This is a genomic window from Helicobacter labacensis (assembly GCF_003660285.1).
In the GTDB taxonomy this organism is placed as follows: Bacteria; Campylobacterota; Campylobacteria; order Campylobacterales; family Helicobacteraceae; genus Helicobacter; species Helicobacter labacensis.
In genome coordinates, this window is the sequence record NZ_QXQQ01000025.1 from 1 (window position 1) to 25,010 (window position 25,010).

At 47.4% G+C, this 25,010-nt stretch carries 27 protein-coding genes, 1 tRNA gene and 1 pseudogene; 22 read left to right on the forward strand and 7 right to left on the reverse strand.

The genetic code is table 11. The features are described from left to right. Positions 1 to 907: tetratricopeptide repeat protein (locus EAO33_RS07170; protein WP_328590020.1), on the forward strand; the 907-nt coding region annotated here is incomplete at its 5' end. Here the strand turns inward: EAO33_RS07170 and gatC are convergent. Next, positions 904 to 1,176: an Asp-tRNA(Asn)/Glu-tRNA(Gln) amidotransferase subunit GatC gene (gene gatC / locus EAO33_RS07175; RefSeq protein ID WP_120946085.1), complete on the reverse strand. Its 273-nt coding sequence runs from the start codon at positions 1,174 to 1,176 to the stop codon at positions 904 to 906. The two genes, EAO33_RS07170 and gatC, sit on opposite strands and share 4 nt — an antisense overlap. Positions 1,177 to 1,232: 56 nt before the next feature. On the opposite strand from gatC, the pseudogene EAO33_RS07180 reads away from it, so the two are divergent. From EAO33_RS07180 to EAO33_RS07250, 15 genes and pseudogenes are all read left to right on the forward strand, one after another. Continuing rightward, a pseudogene (locus EAO33_RS07180) lies at positions 1,233 to 2,622 on the forward strand (NAD(P)H-hydrate dehydratase). Further along, positions 2,622 to 4,121 (forward strand): replicative DNA helicase, encoded by a 1,500-nt coding sequence (dnaB, locus tag EAO33_RS07185; protein ID WP_120946086.1) that lies wholly within the window; start codon positions 2,622 to 2,624, stop codon positions 4,119 to 4,121. Before EAO33_RS07180 ends, dnaB begins: the two are co-directional and overlap by 1 nt. 59 nt (positions 4,122 to 4,180) lie before the next feature. Continuing rightward, positions 4,181 to 5,404, forward strand: a complete 1,224-nt coding sequence (locus EAO33_RS07190) for a ComEC/Rec2 family competence protein (RefSeq protein ID WP_120946106.1) — start codon at positions 4,181 to 4,183, stop codon at positions 5,402 to 5,404. Positions 5,405 to 5,446: 42 nt separating this feature from the next. Continuing rightward, positions 5,447 to 6,322 (forward strand): menaquinone biosynthesis prenyltransferase MqnP, encoded by an 876-nt coding sequence (mqnP, locus tag EAO33_RS07195; RefSeq protein WP_120946087.1) that lies wholly within the window; start codon positions 5,447 to 5,449, stop codon positions 6,320 to 6,322. Next, entirely contained in the window at positions 6,315 to 6,857 is a 543-nt protein-coding gene (locus EAO33_RS07200) for a hypothetical protein (RefSeq protein ID WP_120946088.1), read from the forward strand. The genes mqnP and EAO33_RS07200 overlap by 8 nt, the downstream gene beginning before the upstream one ends. Next, positions 6,848 to 7,369: a DUF6115 domain-containing protein gene (locus EAO33_RS07205; RefSeq protein WP_013469791.1), complete on the forward strand. Its 522-nt coding sequence runs from the start codon at positions 6,848 to 6,850 to the stop codon at positions 7,367 to 7,369. The genes EAO33_RS07200 and EAO33_RS07205 overlap by 10 nt, the downstream gene beginning before the upstream one ends. Then, the gene (locus tag EAO33_RS07210) at positions 7,366 to 8,184 is read left to right on the forward strand and encodes a phosphatidylserine decarboxylase (protein ID WP_407920475.1); all 819 of its coding nucleotides are present in this window, start codon (positions 7,366 to 7,368) and stop codon (positions 8,182 to 8,184) included. The genes EAO33_RS07205 and EAO33_RS07210 overlap by 4 nt, the downstream gene beginning before the upstream one ends. Further along, entirely contained in the window at positions 8,177 to 9,181 is a 1,005-nt protein-coding gene (gene nadA, locus EAO33_RS07215) for a quinolinate synthase NadA (protein WP_120946090.1), read from the forward strand. Before EAO33_RS07210 ends, nadA begins: the two co-directional genes overlap by 8 nt. Beyond that, positions 9,178 to 10,008: a carboxylating nicotinate-nucleotide diphosphorylase gene (gene nadC / locus EAO33_RS07220; RefSeq protein ID WP_120946091.1), complete on the forward strand. Its 831-nt coding sequence runs from the start codon at positions 9,178 to 9,180 to the stop codon at positions 10,006 to 10,008. Before nadA ends, nadC begins: the two co-directional genes overlap by 4 nt. After that, positions 9,998 to 10,840 carry a thiamine-phosphate kinase gene (locus EAO33_RS07225; protein ID WP_120946092.1) on the forward strand — a complete coding sequence of 281 codons (843 nt, stop codon included), beginning with the start codon at positions 9,998 to 10,000 and terminating at the stop codon, positions 10,838 to 10,840. The genes nadC and EAO33_RS07225 overlap by 11 nt, the downstream gene beginning before the upstream one ends. Beyond that, positions 10,825 to 11,292, forward strand: coding sequence for a PDZ domain-containing protein (locus EAO33_RS07230; protein ID WP_120946093.1), 468 nt, complete (start codon positions 10,825 to 10,827; stop codon positions 11,290 to 11,292). The genes EAO33_RS07225 and EAO33_RS07230 overlap by 16 nt, the downstream gene beginning before the upstream one ends. 60 nt (positions 11,293 to 11,352) lie before the next feature. After that, positions 11,353 to 12,696, forward strand: coding sequence for a S41 family peptidase (locus EAO33_RS07235; RefSeq protein WP_120946094.1), 1,344 nt, complete (start codon positions 11,353 to 11,355; stop codon positions 12,694 to 12,696). 8 nt (positions 12,697 to 12,704) lie between these two features. After that, entirely contained in the window at positions 12,705 to 13,787 is a 1,083-nt protein-coding gene (locus tag EAO33_RS07240) for an SH3 domain-containing protein (protein ID WP_235853118.1), read from the forward strand. After that, the gene (locus EAO33_RS07245) at positions 13,777 to 14,478 is read left to right on the forward strand and encodes a 1-acylglycerol-3-phosphate O-acyltransferase (protein ID WP_120946095.1); all 702 of its coding nucleotides are present in this window, start codon (positions 13,777 to 13,779) and stop codon (positions 14,476 to 14,478) included. The genes EAO33_RS07240 and EAO33_RS07245 overlap by 11 nt, the downstream gene beginning before the upstream one ends. A gap of 35 nt (positions 14,479 to 14,513) precedes the next feature. Then, a tRNA-Ala gene (locus EAO33_RS07250) sits at positions 14,514 to 14,590 on the forward strand. A gap of 872 nt (positions 14,591 to 15,462) precedes the next feature. Here EAO33_RS07250 and EAO33_RS09760 read toward each other — a convergent pair. From EAO33_RS09760 to EAO33_RS07275, 6 genes are all read right to left on the reverse strand, one after another. Next, positions 15,463 to 15,588, reverse strand: coding sequence for a hypothetical protein (locus tag EAO33_RS09760; RefSeq protein ID WP_268877475.1), 126 nt, complete (start codon positions 15,586 to 15,588; stop codon positions 15,463 to 15,465). A 273-nt stretch (positions 15,589 to 15,861) separates the two neighbouring features. Next, entirely contained in the window at positions 15,862 to 16,341 is a 480-nt protein-coding gene (locus tag EAO33_RS07255; RefSeq protein ID WP_120946096.1) for a methylated-DNA--[protein]-cysteine S-methyltransferase, read from the reverse strand. Continuing rightward, positions 16,338 to 17,717, reverse strand: a complete 1,380-nt coding sequence (gene glcD / locus EAO33_RS07260) for a glycolate oxidase subunit GlcD (protein ID WP_120946097.1) — start codon at positions 17,715 to 17,717, stop codon at positions 16,338 to 16,340. The genes EAO33_RS07255 and glcD overlap by 4 nt, the downstream gene beginning before the upstream one ends. 2 nt (positions 17,718 to 17,719) lie before the next feature. Next, a complete protein-coding gene (locus EAO33_RS07265; protein WP_235853119.1) occupies positions 17,720 to 18,808 on the reverse strand; it encodes a plasminogen-binding N-terminal domain-containing protein in 1,089 nt (362 codons plus the stop codon). Beyond that, a complete protein-coding gene (locus tag EAO33_RS07270; RefSeq protein ID WP_120946099.1) occupies positions 18,801 to 19,400 on the reverse strand; it encodes an NUDIX hydrolase in 600 nt (199 codons plus the stop codon). Before EAO33_RS07270 ends, EAO33_RS07265 begins: the two co-directional genes overlap by 8 nt. Further along, positions 19,400 to 20,545 carry a peptidoglycan DD-metalloendopeptidase family protein gene (locus tag EAO33_RS07275; RefSeq protein WP_120946100.1) on the reverse strand — a complete coding sequence of 382 codons (1,146 nt, stop codon included), beginning with the start codon at positions 20,543 to 20,545 and terminating at the stop codon, positions 19,400 to 19,402. Before EAO33_RS07275 ends, EAO33_RS07270 begins: the two co-directional genes overlap by 1 nt. Positions 20,546 to 20,623: 78 nt before the next feature. Between EAO33_RS07275 and EAO33_RS07280 the strand changes: the two genes are divergently transcribed. From EAO33_RS07280 to EAO33_RS07305, 6 genes are all read left to right on the forward strand, one after another. Next, positions 20,624 to 20,812 (forward strand): hypothetical protein, encoded by a 189-nt coding sequence (locus EAO33_RS07280; protein ID WP_120946101.1) that lies wholly within the window; start codon positions 20,624 to 20,626, stop codon positions 20,810 to 20,812. 55 nt (positions 20,813 to 20,867) lie between these two features. Beyond that, positions 20,868 to 21,080: a flagellar biosynthesis anti-sigma factor FlgM gene (locus EAO33_RS09765; RefSeq protein WP_120946102.1), complete on the forward strand. Its 213-nt coding sequence runs from the start codon at positions 20,868 to 20,870 to the stop codon at positions 21,078 to 21,080. A gap of 61 nt (positions 21,081 to 21,141) precedes the next feature. After that, entirely contained in the window at positions 21,142 to 21,570 is a 429-nt protein-coding gene (locus EAO33_RS07290) for a hypothetical protein (protein ID WP_120946103.1), read from the forward strand. Positions 21,571 to 21,579: 9 nt separating this feature from the next. Further along, positions 21,580 to 23,403: a flagellar hook-associated protein FlgK gene (gene flgK, locus EAO33_RS07295; protein WP_120946104.1), complete on the forward strand. Its 1,824-nt coding sequence runs from the start codon at positions 21,580 to 21,582 to the stop codon at positions 23,401 to 23,403. A gap of 86 nt (positions 23,404 to 23,489) precedes the next feature. Beyond that, entirely contained in the window at positions 23,490 to 24,404 is a 915-nt protein-coding gene (locus tag EAO33_RS07300; RefSeq protein ID WP_162982241.1) for an SAM-dependent methyltransferase, read from the forward strand. Next, positions 24,404 to 24,958 (forward strand): restriction endonuclease, encoded by a 555-nt coding sequence (locus tag EAO33_RS07305; protein ID WP_120946105.1) that lies wholly within the window; start codon positions 24,404 to 24,406, stop codon positions 24,956 to 24,958. Before EAO33_RS07300 ends, EAO33_RS07305 begins: the two co-directional genes overlap by 1 nt. Positions 24,959 to 25,010 lie beyond the last annotated feature (52 nt).

Consider the following 25,010-nt stretch of genomic DNA (forward strand, 5'->3'; position numbering starts at 1 on the left):
TCCACCCAGCCTCCTGCTACCCCCCCCATCCAACGATCGCATCACCCCCCCCATTGTCGCCCAAGATGCTTTGAGCGCGGGGATTGTGGCGGTTAAAAGAGGGGATTACCAGGGGGCTTTTAGACTCTTTGCCAAATCCTGCGATCAAGGCAATCCGGCCGGGTGCTTTGCGGTGGGGACAATGTATGAAAATGGTGTGGGAATCCAAACTGACATGGATAAAGCCCAACGCTACTATGAGATGGGTTGTTCTGGGGGGGATGCGAGTGCGTGCGCGAATCTAGCCCAAGTTTATGATTCCAAAAAACAAGCCACTCTAGATGACAAACAAAAAGCCGCCCAACTCTACGCGGTGGGTTGCTCTGGGGGAGATGTGCTGGCGTGCAATAATCTAGGCTGGATGTATGCCAATGGGGTGGGTGTGAATAAGGACTATTTCAAAGCCCTAGATTATTACAAATACGCCTGCGAGCATGGTAGCGATCTGGGGTGTTACAATCTAGGCTTGATGTCCAATGTCAAGAATATTTATGGGATTGACAAAGCGCGTTTGAGCAATGTGGATTTGAATTATTTAGCGTGCAACGCGGGGGATATTCAGGGTTGTGCTAATTTGGGTTGGATTTACGCGCATGGGGCTAAAGGCGTGCCGGTGAATAACTTTTTTGCCGCCAAATACTTTGAAAGGGCTTGTCAAGGGGGGAATTTATCGGGTTGCAATAATTTGGGTGTGATGTACCAAAAGGGTTTAGGTGTGCCCCAAAATGACCAACGCGCCCTAGATCTCTTTTCTTATGTGTGTAATTACGGCTTGCAATCCGGGTGCGACAATTACGGAGTGTTTAAAGAAAAACTCTTGCGCTCCAACCCCAATTACGGGCGACTCTTCATGTCTTTAGAGCGCTAGCCCAAGATCTTAGGCACGATAAAAAACCCTTCTTGAGCACTAGGGGCGTGGCTTAGAATGTCTTGGGCGATGCTGGATTGTAAATGGGGGCTATCCTCTCTTAGGGGTGTGGGGGGTTGTGCTAGGGGAGGGGTGTCCTCTAAGTTTAGATTGTTAAGGGCATCCATGAAAGCTAGAATCTCCTCTAAATGTTCTTGGAGTTGGGGTTCTTGGATTTCTAACATGGATAACTTGGCTAGTCTCTCTAACAAGGGGGTGTCAATGCGCATGAAAATCCTTTTTAGGGCAATTCTAGCATGTCTTAGAGTCAAAAAGAAAGGTTTGTATGCAATTTGTCTATTCTAGCACGCGGGAATTAGACACGCGCGCGCAAGAAAAGTTTAATCTTAGTGCGGAGCTTTTAATGGAAAACGCCGCAATGGCTCTCCAGCGCGCCATTGAAAAACACCCCCCTGCGCGCGTGCTGGTGGTGTGTGGGGGGGGGAGATAATGGGGGGGATGGCTATGCCTTAGCGCGTCGCTTGCAAGGAGGGGTTTATGAGGTGTGTTGTTATGCCCACAAACCCCCTAAAAGTGCGCTCTGTCAGTTGCAATACGATCGCGCACAGCGTGCGGAGGTGCGCATGATTGATAATCTGGAAACTTGTGGGATTGTGATTGATTGTCTCTATGGCTCAGGCTTTAAGGGAGTGCTGAGCGCGCAAGATCAAGAACTAATCGCGCGCTTAAATGCGCTAGAGGGGGTAAAAATTGCCTGCGATGTGCCCAGCGGGATCGATTCACAGGGGCGTATCAGCACTCTAGCTTTTAAAGCCGACACCACCATCAGCATGGGCGCGCTTAAAAGCGCGCTGTTTAGTGATATGGCTAAGGATTTTGTAGGGGAAATTGTGGTGGGGGATTTGGGGGTGGGGCGTGCGCTCTATGAAGAGCCTAACGATCTCTTTTTATTAGAAAAACAAGACTTAATTTTGCCCCTGCGCTCTAAACACAATGTGCACAAGGGCTATTTTGGGCATGTGGGCGTGTGGGTGGGGGCGCACAGCGGGGCGGGCTTTTTAGCCGGGCTGGCTGCGCTCAAGTTTGGGGCGGGTTTAGTAAGTGTGTTGGGTAATAGCGCACTTGCAGAGAACAAACCTTTAGAATTGATGTATGCCCACGATATTCCTTCCCAAGCGAACGCCTTTGTGGTGGGCATGGGTATGGGCACACCTCCGCCATGTCTTGAACAAATGCTAGAGCAAGCCCCCTGCGTGCTGGATGCGGATATGTTTTACCTGCCCCATCTCAAAGAGATTTTAGAGGGTTCTAGCCAACTCGTGCTCACCCCCCACCCTAAGGAGTTTATTGCTCTTTTGCACGCGGTAGACTTTGAAGCGGAATTATCCCAAGTGCTAGAATTGCGCTTGGAGTATTTACGCGCCTTCAGCCAAGCCTACCCCCATATTGTGGTGCTACTAAAGGGGGCTAATTCTTACATCGCCCACCATGGGCAAATTTACATCAACCCCTTAGGCGCGCCCTCTTTGGCTAAGGGGGGGAGTGGAGATGTGCTAGCGGGCATGGTGGCAAGCTTGCTCGCACAGGGTTATAGCCCCTTAGATGCTGCCTTGAATGCGAGTTTAGCGCACGCGCTCATTGGGCGCGCTCACGCCCACTCTTACGCGCTCACGCCTAGTGATTTGATCGCTCATCTTAGCCACAAGGGGGTTTGATGGACGCGCTTGACACACAGACTAGCCAGCTATTGAGCCAAGACGATCACTTACTAGAAATGGAACGCATTGTCTTAGCCGCGATCTTGGAGAATAACCGCTACGAAGAAATGGCTGCCTTACTCAAGCCTGCGGATTTTTTACACCCCGCCCATGGGTTCTTTTTTGAGTTATGCGCCCAGCTCTACCAAGAACACTTGCCCATTAGAGGGAGCGCTATTCTCGAGCAACTCTCTAAAGAGAGCGATCAAGAAAGCTTAATGCGTGTGTTGGCTAGTAAACCCATTGTGCACTTAGAACCCTATGTGGAGGCGATCAAACAGGCTTCTACTAGACGGGCGTTGCTGGATATTTCTATGGAAGTGCGCGAACAATGCCTAGCCCAACGCCCTAGCCCACAAATTTTAGACATGTTAGAGCGCGGACTCTACACACTCTCGATGCGTAATGTGCGCGGGGGTTTTAGAGACGCTAGGGAAGTCGTGATCCACACCATGCAACTCATTGAAGAAGCCAAGTTGCGGGGCAATAGCCAAATGTTAGGCTTGGACACGGGTTTCCACAAACTCAATGAATACAGTGCCGGGTTCCAAAAGGGGGATTTGATTGTGGTGGGGGCACGCCCCTCTATGGGAAAAACTAGCTTTGTGCTCAATATCGCTTACACCACCCTCAAGCACCAACAGGGCGTGGCGTTTTTCAGCATGGAAATGGGCGCGGAGCAATTGATGTTGCGTTTGCTAGCCAACGCGACCAATATCCACCTGCACAATTTGAAACTGGGAAAGTTAGACGATTCCCAGTGGGGGGAATTGACCCGATGCGCCCAAGTCTTGCAAGGCATGCCCCTTTATATCGATGACACTAGCATGCTCACCTTAGAACATGTGCGCTCCAAATTACGCCAACTCAAAGCCCACCACCCCGAAATCAGCATCGCAATTTTAGATTATTTGCAATTGATGTCTAACCACCAGAGCGAACTAGCGCGCCACGCCCAGATCGCTGAGATCTCAAGAGGACTCAAAGTTCTAGCGCGCGAACTAGAAATCCCTATCATTGCTTTGAGCCAACTCAATCGCTCCCTAGAAAGTCGCGAGGATAAACGCCCCATTCTCTCCGATCTCAAAGAGAGCGGGGCAATCGAACAAGATGCCGATCAAGTGCTTTTTCTCTACCGTGATGAGGTTTACAAAAAGCGCGCCCAAAACGACCGCCTAGCTAAATTGCGCAAGGAGGGCAAAGAAGAAGACGCTAAGAAATTAGAAGAGCAATTCAACGCCCAGAAAAAAGCGGATTTTGATGCCAACCACGGCGTAGAGGACGCAGAGATCATCTTAGCTAAAAACCGCAACGGGGATATTGGCACCATTAAAATCGCGTTCAACAAGGCTTACACGCGCTTTGAAGATCGCCTAGACACTCCAAGAGAAGAAAAAAGCACTCACTTAACTCCCCAAAGCACTATATCTGTACTCGATCCTGCCGACCTCTTTTGACTTTCTTCAAACCCTCCCCTTTCCAACTTCCCTTCCTCCAAGGCGCGCGCGAGTGGCTTATGGCACTGGGGATTTTATTCTGTGTGGGGGGTGTGAGTTTGTATGTCAAATACACCCAATACCAACATTTCAAATCTAAAAAACCTGTGAGTGTGCATGCCCAAGTGCGCTTGCAATATAGCAAGCTTGATCCACAGGGGCGATCCTATTTCGTGCTCCAGCTCAAAGATACATGGGGGAATGTCTTTTACACCACCAGTAAAGAAAATCTCAAAGACTTAAGCCACGCCTTTGTGCGCGCCTATGGCGAAATAAGCTCCTCTTGTTCTTTTTTCCAATTCCTCAAATCTTGCTATTTCAACACTTTTTATCTTGCCTTAGAATCCACTAAGGACACTAGATCGCGCTTGCGCGCCTACCTCAACGCCCAACACACGGACGCGCACATGGGCAATTTTTATAACACCCTCTTTTTAGCCGACCCCCTAGATAAATCCACTAGAGAGCTAGCCATGCGTTTAGGGATTAGCCATATCATCGCCATTAGTGGGTTTCATTTGGGGATTTTGGGCGCGTTTTTCTATGGTGTGCTCTTTTTGTGTTATCGTCCCCTCCAACAACGCTACTTCCCCTACCGCAACGCCCATTATGATTTGGGCGTGTGTGTCTTTGTCTTACTTTTTGGCTACCTCATCTTGCTAGGCTTCCAGCCCTCTTTTTTGCGCGCCTTTGTGATGGCTCTGCTAGGCTTTTTGCTCTATTTTTGCGCCCTAGAGGTGCTCAATTTTGCCCTCCTAGGGCTGGGCGCGGGGCTATGCCTTGCCTTTTTTCCAAACTTGCTTGTCAATATTGGCTTTTTACTCTCAGTGTGCGGGGTGTTTTATATCTATCTCTTTCTCAAATATGCCCCTAAACTGCCCGTCCCCCTCTATGCCCTGCTTTTTAATAGTGCGCTCTTTATGTGCATGCTCCCCATTGTGCACGCCTTTTTTACCCCCTTTAGTTTGTACCAACTCAGCGGGATTCTGCTAAGCTTTGTCTTTGTGATCTTTTTCCCCCTAAGTTTGATCTTGCACGCCTTTGGGTGGGGTGGCTTGTTTGACTCTTATCTAGTGCGTGCCCTAGAGTGGCAAATCCCTAGCATCAACTACCACACCCCTAGCTGGTTTCTACTCCCTTATTTGGGGCTTTCTTTGCTAGCCATGCGCTTTAAATACGCCTATGAGGGGCTGTATCTAGTCAGTGGGGGGCTCTTTCTTGTGTTGGCTTGGCGGGTGTTTTAATGAAATTCAGTTATAATAAAGAATTTGAAAATGAGGTAAGAGATGTGGGCTAGGATCAAGCTATTTGGCGAGCTTGTGGCATTAGAGCATACCATTTTTTCTAGTATGTTTATTTTGATCGCCATTGTGGTGGCGAGCGTGCAACGCTATGAAAGTCTGTGGTGTGGGTCTAAGCTTTTATTGCTCTGCTTGTTAGCTTTGCTGGGTGCGCGCAATTTTGCCATGGGCTTTAATCGCCTTGTGGATCGCAAATTTGATTTAGCTAACCCACGCACCCAAAATCGTCCTAGCGTAGATGGGCGCATCCACACTTGGGGGTTGGTGCTCTTTTGTGCGCTCAATGCCCTCCTCTTTGTGGGGGTGAGTTATCTTATCAATTCCCTAGCCTTTGCTCTCTCTTTGCCCTTTTTGGCGATCTTGGGGGGGTATTCTTACATGAAACGCTTTAGCGCGCTAGCCCATGTGATCTTGGGGGTGAGTTTGGGGCTAGCCCCCATTGCGGGCGTGGTGGCGGTGCTAGGATCTGTCCCACTTTGGAGTGTGTTTCTAGCTTTGGGCGTGGTTTTCTGGGTGGCTGGTTTTGATCTGCTCTACTCTTTGCAAGACATGGAGTTTGATCGGCGTGTAGGCTTGCACTCCGTGCCCGCGCGTTTTGGCGCACAAAAAACCCTAGAGTTTTCGCGCTTGTCCCATGTGTTGGCTGTGCTGTGTTGGGGGGGGTTTGTGTGGAGTGCGCATTTAGGGTGGCTTGCCTTTAGCGGGGTGATTGTGTCTATGGGGATTTTGATTTATGAGCAACTCTTAGTGCATAGAGATTTTAAAAACATCCCTAAAGCCTTTTTTGTGTCCAATGGCTATTTGGGAGTGGTGTTTTTTCTCTTTATTGTGCTAGATTCTGGGGTGCGCTTGTATGCCTGAGTTAAACCTAGAGAGTTTTAAAGAGATTTGCCACACACATGGGCATTTCACCCGCTTGGTGCGCTGTGCCATTCCGCTAGAATACGCTCCCTATACCCCTCACTTTGAAGAAGAGTATCTCCAATTAGCCCAAAGTGAGATCGCGCGCCCCTGGGAGGCTTTAAGCCATGGCAAGGATCAAGACGCGATGCTCTTTAAAGCCTTGAGCGATATTTATGAGAAACTCACACGCATTGAGCAGGCTTTAGAGATTAAACAGAGGCATTTTATCCCCCTAGAATCTAAAGCCCTCTTAGAGGTGCTAGGGCATGGAGTCTTGGGCGTGCGCGCGTCCTTGTTTGAGCCCAATCAAGAGTATTATTTGCGCTTTTCTTTGCCTAACGCGCCTTATCGCGTCCTTGCCCTGATCGCGCGCGCCTTTGATGCGGTCATGCTCGAGGTGGTGCGCATGCATGCTAGCCACATTAAAGAGATGGATAGTTATATCGCCGCGCAAGAATTAGCCAGTTTGAAAGGTTTAAAAACATGCAATTAGGATCGAATGAATTTACTTGGATCATTACCGGGGTGGTACTCCTCATTTTCTTATGCCTGATCGCCTATAGTTACATCAAAGATAAAGAGTTTGTCAGCAAAACCAAGCAATTAGAAAAAGCCCTAGACACCATCAACCAAGAGATTTATAAAATCCGCAAGTGGATTCAAGAAAGCCAAATGCAAGCGGAGTTTAACGCCTCTAGCATTGGGGCGAGTGTAAAAAATGAGGTCAATAATAACCTGAATGCGAGTTTGAGCAATCTTTACGCCCATATTAAAGAAATTCAAGACTCCATTCAAAAAGAGCGCGATTATTTAGAGGAAAAGATCATCGTCCTAGAAAACAAGTTTAAGGAATTTGGGCATTTCACGCCCAGCAATGACGACATTGATGAAAAGAAAGTGATCAAAATGTATAAAGAGGGCTGGAGTGTGGATTCCATTGCCAAAGAATTGCGCACGGGCAAGGGCGAAATTGAATTTATCTTAAAACTAGCGGACATGCAATAATGGCACTCTCTAACACCGCCTCAAGACTTTTTGGCAAGTTTGCCCATTGCGCTTTTCCTACTCCCTTGCAAAAACTCATCAACAAGATTTACACCAAACTTTTTAAGATCGACCTAAGCGACTTTGCCCCCCTTGAATCCTATCCCACTCTCAACGCCCTTTTTACTAGAGAACTCAAAAATCCCCGCCCCCTAGATCAAACCCCTCATGCCCTGCTTTGTCCTTGTGATGGCGTGCTTAAAGAGTGCGGACGCGTGCAAGAGGGGCAAGCCTTGCAAATCAAGGGTATGCCCTACTTGGTAGGCGCGCTACTAGGCTCACAACTAGAAAAATCTTATAACTATTTTAATCTCTATCTCTCTCCTAAAGATTACCACCGCTTCCACGCTCCCTGTGATTTGCAGATTATAGAGACGCGCCATTTTTCCGGTTTGCTTTTCCCAGTCAATGAGAGCGCATTACAAAAACACCCCCATTTATTCGTGTGTAATGAGCGCGTGGTGGTGGTCGCACAAGACCCTAGAGGCGCACTGCTTTACTTTGTGGCCGTGGGCGCGCTCAATGTAGGGCAGATTGTCCTAAACTTTGATCCCAATATTCACACCAACGCCCCCACCAACCCCCCCTTAAGTATCAAAGCCTACGATCCTCCCATCGCTCTAGCTAAGGGGGCAGAGTTAGGGCGTTTTGAAATGGGCTCTACTATTGTACTCTTTGTGCGTGGTTGTTCTTTGCCTAAAGAAAGTCTATACCATAAAGCACGTTACGGGGAGTTTTTGGGCGCGTTACACCCTATTGGAGAAGATCATGGATGAGTTGGCTCAAAGCATTAAAACCTTGCTAGAGGATTTAGACGCGCTCTTAGTGGCGCATTTTTATCAAAAAGATGAGATAGTCGCCCTAGCCGACATTGTAGGGGATAGTTTGGAGTTAGCACGCCAAGCTAGCACGCACCCTAAGAATTTGATCGTCTTTTGTGGGGTGGGTTTTATGGGGGAGAGTGTGAAGGTCTTAGCCCCCCATAAGGAGGTGATCATGCCTAAACTCGCGTGTTGCTCCATGGCGCGCATGATCGATTCTAGTTATTTTGATCGCAGCTTAGAGGTGTTAAATAGCTATGGCTTGTTTAATCTCTTGCCCATTACCTACATTAACTCCAGCGCACAGGTCAAGGCGAAAGTGGGCGCATTAGGGGGGCTGGTGTGCACCAGCGCAAACGCCTCTAAGATTTTCACCCACGCGCGCCAAAGGGGGCAAAAAATCTTCTTCTTGCCCGATCGCTGTTTGGGCACAAATCTAGCCCGCCTACATGGCTTAAAAAGCGCGACTTTAGGGGTGGATGACAAGGAGGCAATCATACAGGCCGATGTGATTAATTACAATGGCTTTTGTGCGGTGCACCAACTCTTTAAACCCAGTGATGTGGAGTTTTTTAAGCAAAAATACCCCGGGATTATTATCGTGGTGCATCCAGAGTGCGATCCTAGTGTGGTAGAATTAGCCGATTTTGTGGGCTCAACTAGCCAAATTATCAAATTTGTCCAAAGTTTGCCCCTAGAGCAAAAAGTGGCGGTGGGCACGGAGTTTAACTTCATCCAACGCCTACGCCCCTCCTATCAAGGGGAACAAACCACCTTTGTGCTCTCTAGCACCTTGCCTGAATGCCCGACGATGAATGAAACCACCTTGCAAGACCTCTTTGAGGTGCTCAAAGCCTATAAGAATCATCGCCCCTATAACCGCGTGCAGGTAGACCCCCAAGTGGGCGCGCTAGCTAAAGCCGCCCTAGATCGCATGATGGAGCTCTCATGAAAGACCCCGCTATCTTAGCCTTTTTAGAGGCGTGTTTGCAAGAGGACATCGGCTCGGGCGATCTCTTTGAGAGGCTAGTCCAACCTAAAGAAGTTAAAGCAGTCGTGATTGCCAAGCAAGAGGGCGTATTTTCTGGGTATTTATATGGGGATATGCTCTTAGAGCACATGGGCATTAAGCGGGTGTGGCATACCCAAGATGGCGCGCCGCTCAAGCCTAAAGACACTCTTTTAGAGTTGTGGGGAGATTATGCCCTCTTGCTTAAAATTGAGCGCACTTTGTTAAATCTCTTGCAACACTCTAGCGGGATTGCCACCCACACCGCGTGCTTTGTGGCACTCCTTAAGGGCTTGCCCATCGCGCTTTTAGACACGCGCAAAACCCGCCCGCTTTTAAGGGTGTTTGAAAAGTATTCGGTGCGCAATGGGGGGGCGCAAAACCACCGCCTAGGGCTAGATGATGCGCTCATGCTCAAGGATACCCACTTAGCTCACATTGGCGATCTTAGGGCGTTTATGCAACAAGCGCGCGCGCAAATCCCATGGACGGCTAAGATTGAGATCGAATGTGATAGCGTGGGTATGGCTAAAGAGGTGATGCAAGTAGGCGCGGACATTGTGATGTGCGATAATATGAGCGCGCAGGATATTAAAGAAGTGGTGGCTTACCGCAACGCGCACTATCCTTTGGTGTTGCTAGAGGCAAGTGGGAATATCACCCAAGAGAATATTTTAGAATATGCTCAAAGTGGAGTGGATGCTATTAGTAGCGGGTCGCTCATCCACCAAGCCGTATGGGTGGATATGAGTATGAAGCTTGGATCTTGAGGCGTATTTTCTAAAAACCCTGCAGACAAGCGGGGTTACTTGGGGGATTGGGGATGATGGGGTGTTATTGCCCCCTTGTAGGGGGGTTGTGTGTGCGCTGGATATTTTTGCTCAAAATGTGCATTTTAAGCCTGAGTGGTTGGGCTTTGAGCGCGTGGGTTATAAGGCGATGGTGGTCAATATCTCAGATATGATTGCCATGAACGCCACACCTAAAAGTGCCCTACTAGGGGTGAGTTTGGATAGGCGCATGGATAAAAGCGCAATCCGTGCTTTAGTAACCGGGCTCAAGCGCGCATGTAAGGAGTTTCATATCCGCATTATCGGAGGGGATACCATTGTGGGCGACTCTTTGCATTTGAGTATCACCATGCTAGGCACAACACGCAAACCCTTAAGCCGTAAGGGCGCGCGCTTGGGGGATTACATCGCACACACGGGCACGCTAGGGCAGAGTTATAAAGCCCTTTGTGCCCTACTCAGGGGGGGCAAACCCAGTCCCAAATCTAAGTTTTTCACCCCGCGCTTAAAACATGCGCGCTTTATTGCTCAAGCGCGCACATTCTTACACGCCGGGCTAGATATTTCTGATGGAGTGCTTGCTGAGTGCAACCGCTTATCTGAGTGTAACCACCTAGCTTTTAAGCTGTATAAGCCCTATGAGCGCGCCTTTAAAAGTGGCGAGGAGTATGAAATGTTGTTTTGCTTTGCTAAAAGAGACTATCTAGCCCTCTTGCGCCGTGCGCGTGCGCATCGGGTGCGCTTAAATCTCATCGGCAAGGTGTGTAGGGGACAATCACGCTACAGGGCATTAGTGTGGCACAAGAATTAGTGCGCGCTGGTTTGGCGATCTTGATTTTTTTAACTCTCTTGCAGGCTAATCCTATGCCCAACAAAGAAGCCCTAGAACCTTGCAAGGAGCAAAAAGAAAAATATTCAGGGGTTGGCGCAACCATAGCTTCTTACCAGCACAGACCCATGGTTATTGCGCTTTTACAAGGCGGACCCGCGCAAAAAGCCGGGCTTAAGTCTGGGGATGTGATCCTTAAGGTCAATGGGCAGGATACTTGGGATGTAGATATCTACGATGTAACTGCGCGCATTAGAGGCAAGCCATTTAGCGTGGTAGTGCTCACCATTAAGCGCGATGCACCACATGGACTTTACAAGACTTTAGACATTAAAATAGTGCGCCAAATGGTTACACTGGGGTTTTTAGGCAAAGAAAACAACACACCAAAGCATAAATCATGTTACCGTGCGCAGGTGTGGCATGGGAGTTAAAGCTGTTGTAAAATCATGGAGTTTTAGATAGAATGGCGGGATTTAGAATTAGGGGCAGTGATGAATAAGTTTTTCATGGCAGGGGTGGTTTCGTCCGTATTGAGTATTTTTTTGGTGGTGAACGCGCTGGATGCCAGCCAAGCTGAGAGTCCGCCCAATCTCAAAAAAAGCCACAAACCCACGACTCAAGAACGCCTGAACGCCTTAAAGAAATTTGCCAGCGTGGTGGAGCAGATTGAACACTACTATGTAGATGAGGTGAGCATTAATGACATTGTGGACAAAGCCATCGATGGCTTGATGAGTAATTTAGATGCGCACTCCTCTTATCTCACCCCCAAGAAGTTTAGGGATTTTAGAGCCCAAACTGAGGGCGAATTTGGCGGGCTTGGAATCACTGTGGGGATTCGCGATGGCGCGCTCACCGTGATCGCTCCCCTAGATGACACCCCTGCCTTTAGAGCCGGGATCAAGGCGGGCGATGTGATCTTAAAGATCAACTCTGAGAGCACTTTGAACATGACCATTGATAACGCCGTGAACTTGATGCGCGGTAAGCCTAAAACTCCCATTGAGCTCACCATTGTGCGCAAATCTGAGAGCAAGCCCTTAGTGATAAAAATGTTGCGCGACATTATCAAAATTAAATCCGTGCATGCCAAGAAGATCGAGGGCACGGATTATCTCTATGTGCGGGTCAATTCCTTCGATCGCAATGTGGTTAAGGGCGTGCTCACAGAGCTTAAGAAAGTGCCCAAATTAGAGGGCATTGTGCTAGATTTACGCTCTAATCCGGGCGGATTGCTCAACCAAGCTATCGATCTCTCCAATCTCTTTATTAAACAGGGCTTGATCGTTTCGCAAAAGGGGCGCATCAAATCTGAGGACATCGCTTACCGTGCCACTGGGCGCGCGCCTTACGCGCACTTACCCATTGCTGTCTTAGTCAATGGGGGCACAGCCAGCGCGAGCGAGATTGTCTCAGGGGCTTTGCAGGATCACAAACGCGCCATTGTGATTGGTGAAGACACCTTTGGCAAGGGTAGTGTGCAAACCACTTTTCCGGTGGGTAGGGAAGAAGCCATCAAGATCACCATCGCGCGCTACTACTTGCCCAGTGGGCGCACGATCCAAGCTGTGGGAATCAAGCCCGACATTGTGATTCACCCCGGGAGTGTGCCCCAAGATGAAAGCAAGTTTAATATCAAAGAGGCAGATTTAAAACACCACTTGGAGCAAGAACTCAAGGAGTTGGATCACAAAAAAGAACCCAAGACGCAGAACAATAAGGGAGAAAAACCCATCACAGCTAAGGACATCAACGCAGACATCCAACTCAAAGTTGCTATTGACACCTTGAGAGTGTGGGACATCATCATGGCATCTAAAGAGATTGGCAAGTAGGGGGTTATTTGCGTTTTCTCTTAGGGCTTGTGCTGTGCCTTTGCTGTTTGGTGCGCGCAGATGCGCCAGAAGCTAAGAGCAAGGTTATTTATCTCAAAGTGCTCAACGCTCAAGAGTTAGACGCACAACGCTTTTATGTCGGACAGGTGTTTAGCGTGCAATACCAGATCCTGCTCTTTTCTCAAGCTAAGTTTTTGGGCGCAGAGTTAGCGCAAACCCCCAAACAACTCAAACGACTCAATTTTACCCCATCATGGACAGCGGATGCCAATGGGAATTTGAAAGCCACTTATACCTACAAGGTAGTGGGGACGCACGCGGTGGTTCCAGGTTTGAAGGTGGGGGCATTTGTAGAAGATCAAGGCTACTTAGACACAGCCACAACCCCTCCCATTCCTTTGAATGTGTTGGATCTATCCACACATGCGGGCTATGTGGGCGTGGTGGCGCAGGATTTTAGTGTGGTGGGCTACAAGAGCAAGGAATACGACAGCACGCATAATATTGTGGTCTTTGAGGTGAGGGCTAAGGGGGCTAATTTGGAGGATTTAAAAGTTGCTGGGGGGATAAAGCAGGGCTTTGAGAGCGCGCACTTTGCTCCGGATAACGCGCACGGGATTTATTACTGCATCGTGCCTAAGAGTTGGCGCGAGTTATCTTTCAATTATTTTTCTTTGCAGAACGCGCAATTTCAAGAGGTGCATTTCAATATCACCCCTATGGAAGAAACCATTAGCACCCAAAGCAACCTCAAACCCAAAAATAATTTTCTCCTATTTTCCAATTTTGTGGCGCTATTTTTCATTTTATTGGCTCTAGTATTGTCCTTTCTCACTCCCTATAAGAAAAGCGCGTTAGGAGTGGCTGGGGCGTTGGTGGGGGTGTTGTTATGGAATGTTTTTTTCACTTACCGGAGTGGGATTCTCTTGGCTAATAAGGAGATCAAGATCTTACCCACAGAGAATTCAACCTTATTAGAAATTTCTAAGGGTGCTTTGAAAGTGGAGATCATCGGCGCGCATGGGGGGTATTATAAGATTATGACTGCAGATGAAAAAATCGGTTGGGTGAAAAAAAGCGATGTGGAGTAGATTGCGTGGGGTATATGCCCTCTTGGTGGTTGGCTTGGGGCTGGGATTTATTATTTTGATGAATTTTTTGACGCGCAAGCACAATAATTGCCGCGCCACGCGCAAGTGGTGTCGCTCGTTTTTTTGGTTCATGGGCGCGCCTTTGGAGAGGGTGGGGGAGTTTGACCCTAGCGCGACCCTCATTGTGTTAAACCACCAAAGCATCATTGACATCGTTTGCCTGGAAGCCTACCATCCCCAAAATATCTGCTGGATCGCTAAAAAAGAGTTAGGGGAGCTCCCCTACTATGGCTACGCGCTCAAAACCCCGCAGATGATCTTAATCGATCGCCAAGACAAAAAGGGGCTAGCCCATCTCTTGAAAATGGCAAGAGAAAAATTAAACCAACAACGCCCCCTAGTGATTTTCCCAGAGGGCACAAGGGGACGGGGGGAGGAAAAATTTTTGCCTTTCAAGCCGGGAGCTAAGATTTTAGCCGAACGATTCAAGCTCAAGATTCAACCCATTGTGCTCATCAACACCCGCCAAATTCTCAGCACAAAACCTCTAGAGTCACACCGCGCGCGCATGCGCATGGTGCTTTTGCAAGCTTTTGAGCCGGATTTTAACACGGATTGGTATTTGCATTTAGAAACGCTAATGCATGACACCTATTTGCAACATTACCAGGAATTGCGCAAAAAGGCTTGAGTTTTTCTGCAAAACATGTTAGAATGGGGACTTTTGGGGTGTTAGCTCAGTTTGGGAGAGCGCAACGCTGGCAGCGTTGAGGTCAGGGGTTCGAGCCCCCTACACTCCACCATCTATATAAATTAAGTCCTCTCACAAATGCAAATTTGGCGCGAAGGATTGCGCCATACCCAGCTTACATTCCATCTAGGCGAACAAAAACACTGGCTTTGCCTACCCCCTTGCAAACAACGCCCATTTTTTATTCTCAAGAGTCTAAGAAATCTCTTCACGATCCTCTCCAATGACCAAAGACGCGCTGGTTGAGCAGAATGCTTGCAAGGTAAAAAGAATGGACTCTAGGAAAACCACAACGATCTTATCCGTAACCCCAAAAAAGCGGTGAGTATCCAACGCGTGGGCACAACCACAGAAAGTATACAAGTGGCCACCACCAATGAGGTCGCAAAGCGTATTCTCAAAAAATCGTTGCTTCCCTCCAAAAAAAACATCGCGATGAGCCACAACCACAGGAAATGTTCAAGTTTAGATAACTAATCTATCTCTATGGTCAATATTGGCAAAAAAACGCTCAAGAAAGCAAAAGACCTGCCCATCCCGCGTATGGAGAGCTTCCTCTATGGGGAATTTTGTAAATCTGCGTATGCAATACCCTAGGGAATGGGGTGACAAAGCCGCTAAAATCCCAATCCCAAGTGGGCTTTGTCCCGCTTACGGGTTTAGGCTCTAGGCATTGTGGCCTTTTTGCTAAAAAGAGGAAATGCCCAACATGAAAAGGACACTACTAAACACACCTGTTTCACAAAGCAACTATTGCGCATCAAAACTCCCTGCAGATAAGCTGTGGGGCAAGGCTATTAAAACCAACTGACAGCACTCTAAAATCAACACCAAACAAACCAGGCGAGCCTAAATGCGCAAACAATGGGTAAAATACGCATATCCAGTTTAAAAACAGCCAAATTATGTAGAAAAAATAAGTGGTCAAGTAGGATTAACCTCCTGCAACACCGCCCAGCCTCCATAAGTTAGAATCAACCCCACACTAGAACTAGCCAAGACATTCGCCCCAAAGACAAACAAGCTACCCAGTCCTTGTAGGCTTGACATACTCCCTAGATATTAGCAAGCTTACGCCAACGCTAGCCAACTATCCCCATAGTTTAGTTTCGCGGGCTTTACGGGGCGGTTGTAACACGAAATGCCATCTTTAAGAATTATGCGTGTTTCTTTTTGGTTTTTTCCTATGTAGGTAGCCGGCTTACTTCGAATTTAAGTGGGATCAAAAACCTCGTTGATGTCTAAACAGGCAATTCTCATCACTTGACTTTGTTGCACACCAAAACGGGCGCACTCTAGTCTCTTAACAAACACTAACAACACTCACACCCCACAGCACATGGTTTGCTCATGGTTTAATAACCACGCCTTGATCTCCACCCCGCCTCCATAACCTCCCAGCGCGCCATTAGCGCGTACCACGCGATGACAAGGGATCACAATAGGGCAGGGGTTGGCATGGTTGGCATGACCTAGCGCGCGGTAAGCCTTAGGGTTGTTAATGGCTTGGGCGATGTCTTTGTAACTGCGCACTTGCGCGTAGGGGATGGCTTGTAGTGCCTGCCAAACTTGTTTTTGAAAAGATGAGCCCATAAGCTCTAAGGGTAAGTCAAAGTCATAAAGAGTGCCCTTAAAATAATTCTCTAGAGCATTGATCACAGCACGCATGGTTTTTGTAGGGGGGTCGTTTTTGCCTAAAGTGTGTGTAAAGTCTATGGTTTGCAAGCCCAGCGCGCTGGTGCGTAGGCACAAATAGGGCAGGGGGAAACTCTTGGGGGTTTTAAAAAAGTGTTGGCAAGTCATAGCCCCATTTTATAAGGGTTTAAAATGTTATTAGGATCAAAAGCCTTTTTGATATTTCTAAAAAGCTCCATCTCTTGTGGGCTAAAAGCCAAGGGCATAAATTTAGCCTTAGACAAGCCAATGCCATGTTCTCCGCTAAGTGTCCCCTCCAAGGCGATTGCGCATTTAAAAATCTCCTCCATCGCCTCTTGCCCTTTTTCTAGCTGTGTGGCGGGGTCTTCAAGCATGATATTGACATGCACATTGCCATCGCCAGTGTGCCCAAAACAAGGAATGGGTAAGTTATAAGCTTGGCTAATTTCTCCCACCTTTTTTAAAAGAGCAGGCAGACTAGCCCTAGGCACGGTCACATCTTCATTGAGCTTTTTCTTGCCATAGATGCTAATGCTCTGAGAGGCGTTGCGGCGCGCAAACCATAAATCCTCTTCTTGTTGGCTATTTTGGGCGATGCGAAAGTCTATGCACCCATTGTCTCTAAAGTGTTTTTCAATCTGATCTAATTGCCATGTAATCTGCTCGACCACACTCCCATCTACTTGGGTGATGAGAATTGCGCCCGCATCCACAGGCAAGCCCTTAGAAAAGCGTTGTTCCACCGCTCTAATGCTCAAATTGTCTAAAAACTCCATCGCCACGGGGGTAACCCCGCTAGCCATGCTCTTATACACCGCCTCCATCGCCTCTTCAATGGTGGCAAACACCCCCATCGCTGATTGTTTAAGTTTGGGTTTGGCTAGAAGTTTTAAAGTGATCTCTGTGATCACCGCCAAACAGCCCTCAGAAGCTATTAAAATCCCAGCCACATTAAACCCAGCGACATCTTTGATCGTCTTTTTGCCCGCTCTAATCACATCCCCATTAGGCAAGATCGCACGCAAAGCCATCACATAATCTTTCGTGATGCCATACTTAGCCGCGCGCATCCCTCCAGCATTTTCGCTCACATTGCCCCCCAAAGTGCTTTGATCTTGGCTGGCCGGATCGGGGGGGTAAAACAACCCTCTTTTTTCTACCTCATTTTGAAAATGCTTGTTGATCACCCCGGGCTGGACGCGTGCGATGAGATTTTTTGTATCAATCTCTAAAATGCGATCAAAATGCTTCTCTAAACTTAAGATGAGCCCCCCATGCGCGCTCAAAGCCCCCCCCGTAAAGCCACTCCCCGCCCCCCGGGGCACAATGATAATTTTATGTTCATTGCAATAAGCCAAAATTTGGCGCACATCTTCTTCATTTCTAGGAAAGATCACCCCATCGGGCAGGTGGCGCTCCCTAGTGGCATCATAGGCATAGGCTTGCAGGTGCGCGGGGTCTGTATAGAAATTTTCAACCCCCACAAGCTGGCTTAAATACTGGGCGTGGGTGGCTTCTAGCATGCTCACTCCTTATGTTGGCGTTGTTCTTTTTCTAGGCGTTTCTCTGCCTCCTTGGCGCGTTTCTCTGCCTCCTTAGCCGCCTTTTTCTTGGCGCGCTCTTCTGCTCTTTGTGCCTTGAGTTGTGCTTTAAGAGCTCTTTTCTCTTCGATGGCCTCTTGTTTCTTCTTTTTCTGGCTAGAAGCGTCTAGAGCTTTCTCTTCTTGGCGTTCTTGTTTGGATTCTTCGACCACGCCAAGACTATCCTCTTCAAGTTCTTTTTTTAGCTCCTGTTTCAAGACCTCTTTATCTTTGGCACTTTTGGCATGCTTGATGTCCTCTTTAAATTCCAGCCTATCCTCTTTCTTGCGCGCTTTCTCTAGTTTCTTTTGGGCTTCTTGTTTTAATAGATTGTCATAGAAAGAAAAGTAATGTTTAGCCTTACCCCCGCCAAACATCTTCCCAAGAGTGCCTTTATCGACACCCTCCACGCGCGAGTAAAAGGGGGTGCTGCTACGCGTGGCTTCAGAGGTATCTATGGGCGTGCTCTCTAGCACGGCAAAGCTTTGGCAGTCTAAAATATTTAGGTGTTCTGTACTGACAATGTAGAGCAAACCCGCGCTGTAAATGTCGCAAGCCTTTCTCAAATTGCGCGCCCCGGGGTCAAAGCCATTTAGAAAGGTAACTAAGAGATCGGAATTGATAAAAGTGGTGTCAGGGTATTTGTCTTTAATTTGTTCGTATAAAGACGCGTTGGGGGCGATGAGAAAAGCTTGGTGGTTAAACTCCCTAAAGATAGCCAAATAGCCTTTTTTGGGAGTCATGCGGGGGGTGGGCAGATGGGGCTGTTTCATCACGCTATAGGGGCCGTATTTGCCAATAGCCACCCCCTCATGCACACGCACCACCTCCACTTGTGCGGCGATCACATTGTAATCAGTGAGTTGTGCCAAAATATACCCGCTCTCACCCACTTTTAAATCGTAGGCTTGGAAACGCACTAACTTTTTCGTGCTATCCACCGCGTCAATATTGATCTTGAGCACCGCGTTCCAATCATGCGCCCCCAACGCGCTCAACAAAAGCCACAGCGCGATACCTAAATGTCTAATCACGACCATCCTTTATTTTTTCAGCACTCCAATGGAGCGCATAACCTAAACCTAAGGTTTTAGGGATACGCGTGTCTGCTACAAAACTGCGCGCCTCCTTGCGCGGGATATGCATAAGCTCGATACACTCCCCCTCCACCCCACCTCCTGCGTGGCGTTGGTGGGCTTGGGTGATGCGCGCAAAAAACATACTCTGCTTGCTCCCGCTGATCCCAGTGGCTGAGTGGAACACCCCTATGGGTTCTAACATGCTAGGTGTGATCGCATACCCACACTCCTCTAGCACTTCCTCACAGGCGATTTGTTCCACACTCTTACCGGGTTTATCCACAAGCCCCGCGCACAATTCATACATGTAGCCATCTATCTTCTCTCCCCTGTATAGACACGCGCTCACATAGACAGCGGGCCTAAATTGTTTTACCACCACATAATGCTGTGTTTCTGTGTGGTAGAGTAACACCGCCACGCTGTCATGCACTCTAATCATGTCCCAGCGTTTGGAAATGCCATTTTCCTCATAGAGAATCGTCTGGGGTTGGATATAGGGCGAGCGCGCGCACTCTATGATCTGAATGCTAGAATAACGCACCATCAGTAAGTGATCTTGAGCGTTTCTTGTTGGGCGTATTCAAAGGATTGCATGTCCTTGATAGCATGTTGGTAGGGACGGATATAGCGTTCAAAGCGTTCCTTATCCTGCCCATTGAGTTGGTTTTTAGCCGTGCGGATACGCCCTAGCGGATCGATGGGGCGATCGTTTTTATACACCCCAAAGTGCAAATGTGGTCCTGTGCTCAAACCTGTGCTACCCACCTTCCCAATCACCTGCCCTCGTTTGACATAGCTATGCACCTTGAGTCCGGGAGTAAAGGCACTCAAATGGGCGTAGAGTAAGCGCAATTCCTTGCCGTATTTGATCTCAATGGTTCTGCCATAGCCCCCTTTATAGCCCATGAAAATGACATGCCCTTCGGTGGCAGCGCGCACACTAGCACCAAGCTTTGCGGCTAAATCCACGCCATAATGGGGGCGCATTTCTTTTAAGATGGGATGCATGCGCCCATGGGAAAACTTAGAAGAGATTCTAGAGTAGTGCACGGGTTTTTCCAAGAAAAACTCCATAACCTCCTTACCCTGCGCGTCATAATACTTGCCCTCATAGGCAAAAATAAAATGGGGTCTGCGGCTGGTTTCTAGCATACCCGCTTGGATACTAGGAAAACCAAAGGGGCGATCTAGGCGGTGCTTGTGCGTGTAGATCGCTATGAGCTGATCGCCCTTGAGAACGCGTTTAAAATTGACGGTTTTTTTATAAATATCCATGAACTCTTGGGCGAGCCTAGCATTCCCTGTTGCCTTGAGAATGTCCCGGTAGGGGGATTTTTGCACCCTTAAACTCAAGGTCTTTTGCACACTACTAAAGACAATGGGAATGAAGTCTATGTGGTAATGATCCTCTTGCTTGAAGACACGCAATTGCACAGCTTCACTCACCGGAATCAAAGCCTGTAACAACACGCCTTGATCATCTCTTAGAGTGTAATAGGGCACACCAGCGCGAATCTCTGCTCCCAACTCTTTATCTTGGAGCGTGAGATTGTAGTAAACTTTCGCATCGATCTTGTTTTTATTCAAAAAGCCCAATAAAGTCGCCCCCTTATCCCATACCAAGCGTTCTCCAACCGCGCCATAGCCACAAACCATGCACGCTACCCAAAGTCCAATCAAACGAATCATAACTCTCCTTACAAGCGCATAAACGCGCATTATAGTCTATAATAGCTTATACAAAATCTATTCCCCAAGGAGACATTGGTGAAAAACTCCACTTTGGAATTGTGGCTAGTGCCCACTCTTGTGTTTTTAACCTTTTGTAGCGTGTTGTTTTTTTTGCTCCTCTTTGCCTTTAAAGTTCCACACAGTAGCTTCCAAGACATAGGGGAGAAGAAACGCCCGGCCACAGCGACCGAATTGCGCAAAGAATTAGAAAAGCGCATGCAATGACTTTAATTTTTGCGCGCTTAGCCGATATGGCATAAAATTTTCTGAAAGGACTCCCATGGTTAAGTCTGTAGGTAGCCACACCTCGTTTAACTCTTTTTCTCATGTCAATGGCGCGCGCGCTTCCCATGAGAGTGCCAAGCAATCCCATGTGCAACAAGCCACTAGCACGGATAAGGTCGCCCAGATCAAAAAGGCGTTGGAAGCGGGCGATTATAAGGTGAATTTGGAGAAGACTTCCCATAAAATGGCACAGAGTTTGCTTGGCTAGGGCGATACTGACACTCTAGCGATTCCTAGGCGGTCGGTATGAGATCGCATTAGGAGATCGCATGCTTTCCTCTTATCTCCAACAATCCCTAGAGGATTTGCAAGTTTTAATTGATTTGACTTTACAAGACCTTGAAGATGTCAAGTTTGCCAAACACGAGGCGATCTTTGCGCGCAACACCCAAAAACAAGAACGGGTAAAGTCTTTTGAAAATTGTAAAGCCCTTTTCGATCAGGGCATGCTCGAGCTCATTGAAAACAACCCGGGCAAGCCCCTCAATGAGCTTTTAGACCCTGAAGGCAATGCGTGTTTAAAAGAGATGCGCGCGCACTTGGAGCGTCTTAAAGAGCTCAATGCCGATTACGCGCGGGTGGTGTTTGCCATCTCAGAGTTTTATTCCTCTTTGATGCAACAAATTGTGCCTCATGAGAGTGTGGGCTATTACAACCAGCGCACTGTGGGCAGTAGCTTTTTACAGGTGCAAGCCTAAAGGATTAGCATGGGCGGTATTCTCTCTTCTCTTAACACTTCTTACACCGGCTTGCAAGCCCATCAGGTGATGGTGGATGTTACGGGCAACAATATTTCTAATGCCAATGATGAGTTTTACAGCCGCCAACGCGTGATCGCACGCCCCCAAAGTAGCCTTGCCTACACCGATCGCAATGTGAATATGGGCGTGAATGTAGAGAGCATCCAACGCGTGCATGACGAATTTGTCTTTGCGCGCTATGCTAGAGCCAATCAAGAACACGCCTTTTATAGCACCCAGTTTGACAATTTGCGCGAGGCCTCTTCGTATTTTCCGGATATGGGTGAGGTGGGGATTCAAAACGATTTGCAAAATTATTTCAACGCGTGGAAGGATTTAGCTAAAAACGCCAAAGACCCCGCCACCAAACAAGCTCTAGTGCAAAAAACCCAAACCCTCACGCGCAATATCCAAGACACACGCGCGCGTTTGGTGGCTTTACAATACAAGGCAAGCCAAGAATTAGTTAGCTCAGTTAAGGAGGTTAATCGTATCGGCGCAGAGATCGCCAATATCAACAGACATCTTAAAGAAATGGAAGATCCTAAAACTCTCAAGCAGGCTAATGAATTGCGCGACAAAAGGGACGCGTTAGAGTTTCGCCTCAAAGAGCTTATTGGGGGGAATGTGTCTAAAATGCATGTACAAACCAATTCGGCTAATGACATCAAGGTAGCAGACTTTGATGATGGCTATGTTTTCAATGTAGCCTATGGTTTTAATATTGTAGATGGGGCGATCTTTCACCCCCTCGTGGTGGATAATAGCGACAATAAAGATCATCTCGCCCAAATCTACTTTCAGGGCGATGATTTTAAGACGATCAATATCACCGATAAGATCAATCAGGGCAAGGTAGGCGCGCTCATGGGTATTTATAATGACGGCTCACATGGCACCATCAAGGGCAAATTACAAAATTACATAGACACGCTAGACACCTTTGCTAAGGGCTTGATCGAATCTACAAATGCGATCTATGCCCAAAGTGCCGCCCATAGCATTGAGGGTAAGATTGTAGAATTTGACGATCGCACCGCGCTTAAAGACACCAATTACAATATCAAAGAAGGGAGCTTTGATGTGGTGGCTTATAACACAGATGGCAAAGTGTTGGCTAAAAAAACGATTCATATTACCCCCATCACCACTATGCAAGATGTGATCGCCCAAATCAACGCCAACACGGACGACAACCGCGACAACAACACCATGAATGACTTTGACGATTATTTTAGTGCGCATTTTGACAACAAGGCAAAACAATTTAGCATCCAAGCCAAAAACCCCTCTCAAGGGCTTTTTGTTTCGATCAAGGATCACGGGAGTAATTTCACCGGGGCACTAGGGCTCAACACCTTTTTTGAGGGCGATAGCGCGCGCAATATTACAATCAATGACACCTATAAAAAAGAGCCCACCGCCTTGCGCCCTTGGCTTGCCCCTATCAATGGGAATTTTGATGTGGCTAACATGATGCAACAACTCCAATACGACAAGGTGGATTTTTACCAAAATAAACTCCAAAATAACACCCCCATGACAATTGAGGAATACTACCAATTTCTAGCCGGCACAATCCACACACAAGCTGAGAAATCCCAACGCACTTTGGAGAGCAAGCAAGCCATCTTGGGTGTGGTAAAGAAGGAACACGAGGCGATTTCTGGGGTGAATAATGATGAGGAGATGGTCAATCTCATTAAATATCAGGGGGGTTATGCCGCCAATGCCAAAGTGATCACCGCCATCGATCGCATGATTGAAACGCTTTTGAGTATGAAGCAATAGACTAGGACTTCTACGAAGTCTTAAAATGTCTAGATCAAGCGCGCTAGAGATCGGCAAGGCAGTTAAATAGGGGTTAAAGAAAGAGTATGTCTGTAAAATATGTCAATGGCAATATTATGAAAGCCAACACAAATAACCATTTTGATGAATACTTCACCAAAGCAGAGATCGCTAGAGAGCTTGTTTCAAGGGCTCAAGCCATCATCGCCAACTATGAAGATCTCAACAAATACACATGGCTAGAGCCTAGTGTGGGGGATGGGTGTTTTTACAATCTCTTGCCCGATCCTAAAATTGGCATTGACATCAAAGCAAACTCCCCAGAGATTTTACAGATGGATTATTTGGATTTCAAATTGCCCAACTCTCCCCTCATTGTCATTGGCAACCCTCCTTTTGGGCACCGGGGGGTGCTGGCATTGGAATTCATCAAACACTCTAGGGGGGCAGATTTTGTTTGCTTTATCTTGCCCATGTTTTTCCAAAGTCTTGGCAAGGGCTCGGCGCGTTATCGGGTGCAAGATTTTCACTTATTGCATGAAGAAAGCCTGCCAAAAAACGCCTTTTATCTTGGGAATGGCAGGGAAAAAGATGTCAAATGTTGTTTTCAGGTCTGGAGCAAGAATCATAGAAATTCTCAAAACGAATTTAGTTGGTATGCCCAAAAAGAAAAAGCAGAACCCTATAGCGGGCTTGTCAAAGTGGTAACCGTCTCGCTCGCTAGAAATAGGGAATGTGGCAAGGAGTGGATTTTTCATAAGAAGGCTGATTTTTATCTCTCTAGCACCTTTTTTAAGAGCAATGCAGTGGTGCGTGATTTTGCCCAAGTCAAATACAAAAGCGGGATTGCTATCATTTATGCGCAAAACGCCCCTAAGGATAAGCTAGACGCTCTTTTTTTAAACGCTAATTGGAATCTCTACAGCTCGTTAGCCACCAATGGATGTCGCCACATCGGCAAGTCGCATATCTTTAAATTATTGCAAGATGGGGGATTTTAATGGATTGTGAAGACATCTTAGAAGATTTGATCACGCAAAAACATACAGAAATCAAGGGCAAACAAGAAAGGGGGAAGTTTGATAAAATCTTGCAATTTGAGGGGAATGCCATGGGGCAGGTGGGGGAAAAGTTTGTTAAGGAGGTGTTTAGGGTTTTAAGGCTACCCCTAGAAAACCTAGATAAAGAGGTGATCCATGACGAATTCGATCTTTTATCTGGTGGCAAAAAAATAGAGATCAAGACGGCTAGGAAAGGGCTCAATCATAACACTTTCCAATTTAATGGAATTAATCCCATATACAACTACGATTACATTATTTTAATTGGGATCACCCCCCAAAGCGCGCACTACTATATTGTAGATAAAAAACAAGATTACCGCTACGATCATAAGTCGCGCAAACATTTGGTTCGTATCCACAGCAAGGAAAAACAATTGGTAGCCATGAACCCGGGCAATCAAACTAATTACAAGCTCACTCTAACTTTAGAGGAATTAAAGCCTATCAGCCGTTTCAAAGAAGCGTTACGGGCGATCTTCACCCCACTATGAGCATAACTATGAGCATACTAGGTTTTTAAAAACGCCAGTAGTCTCATCTACT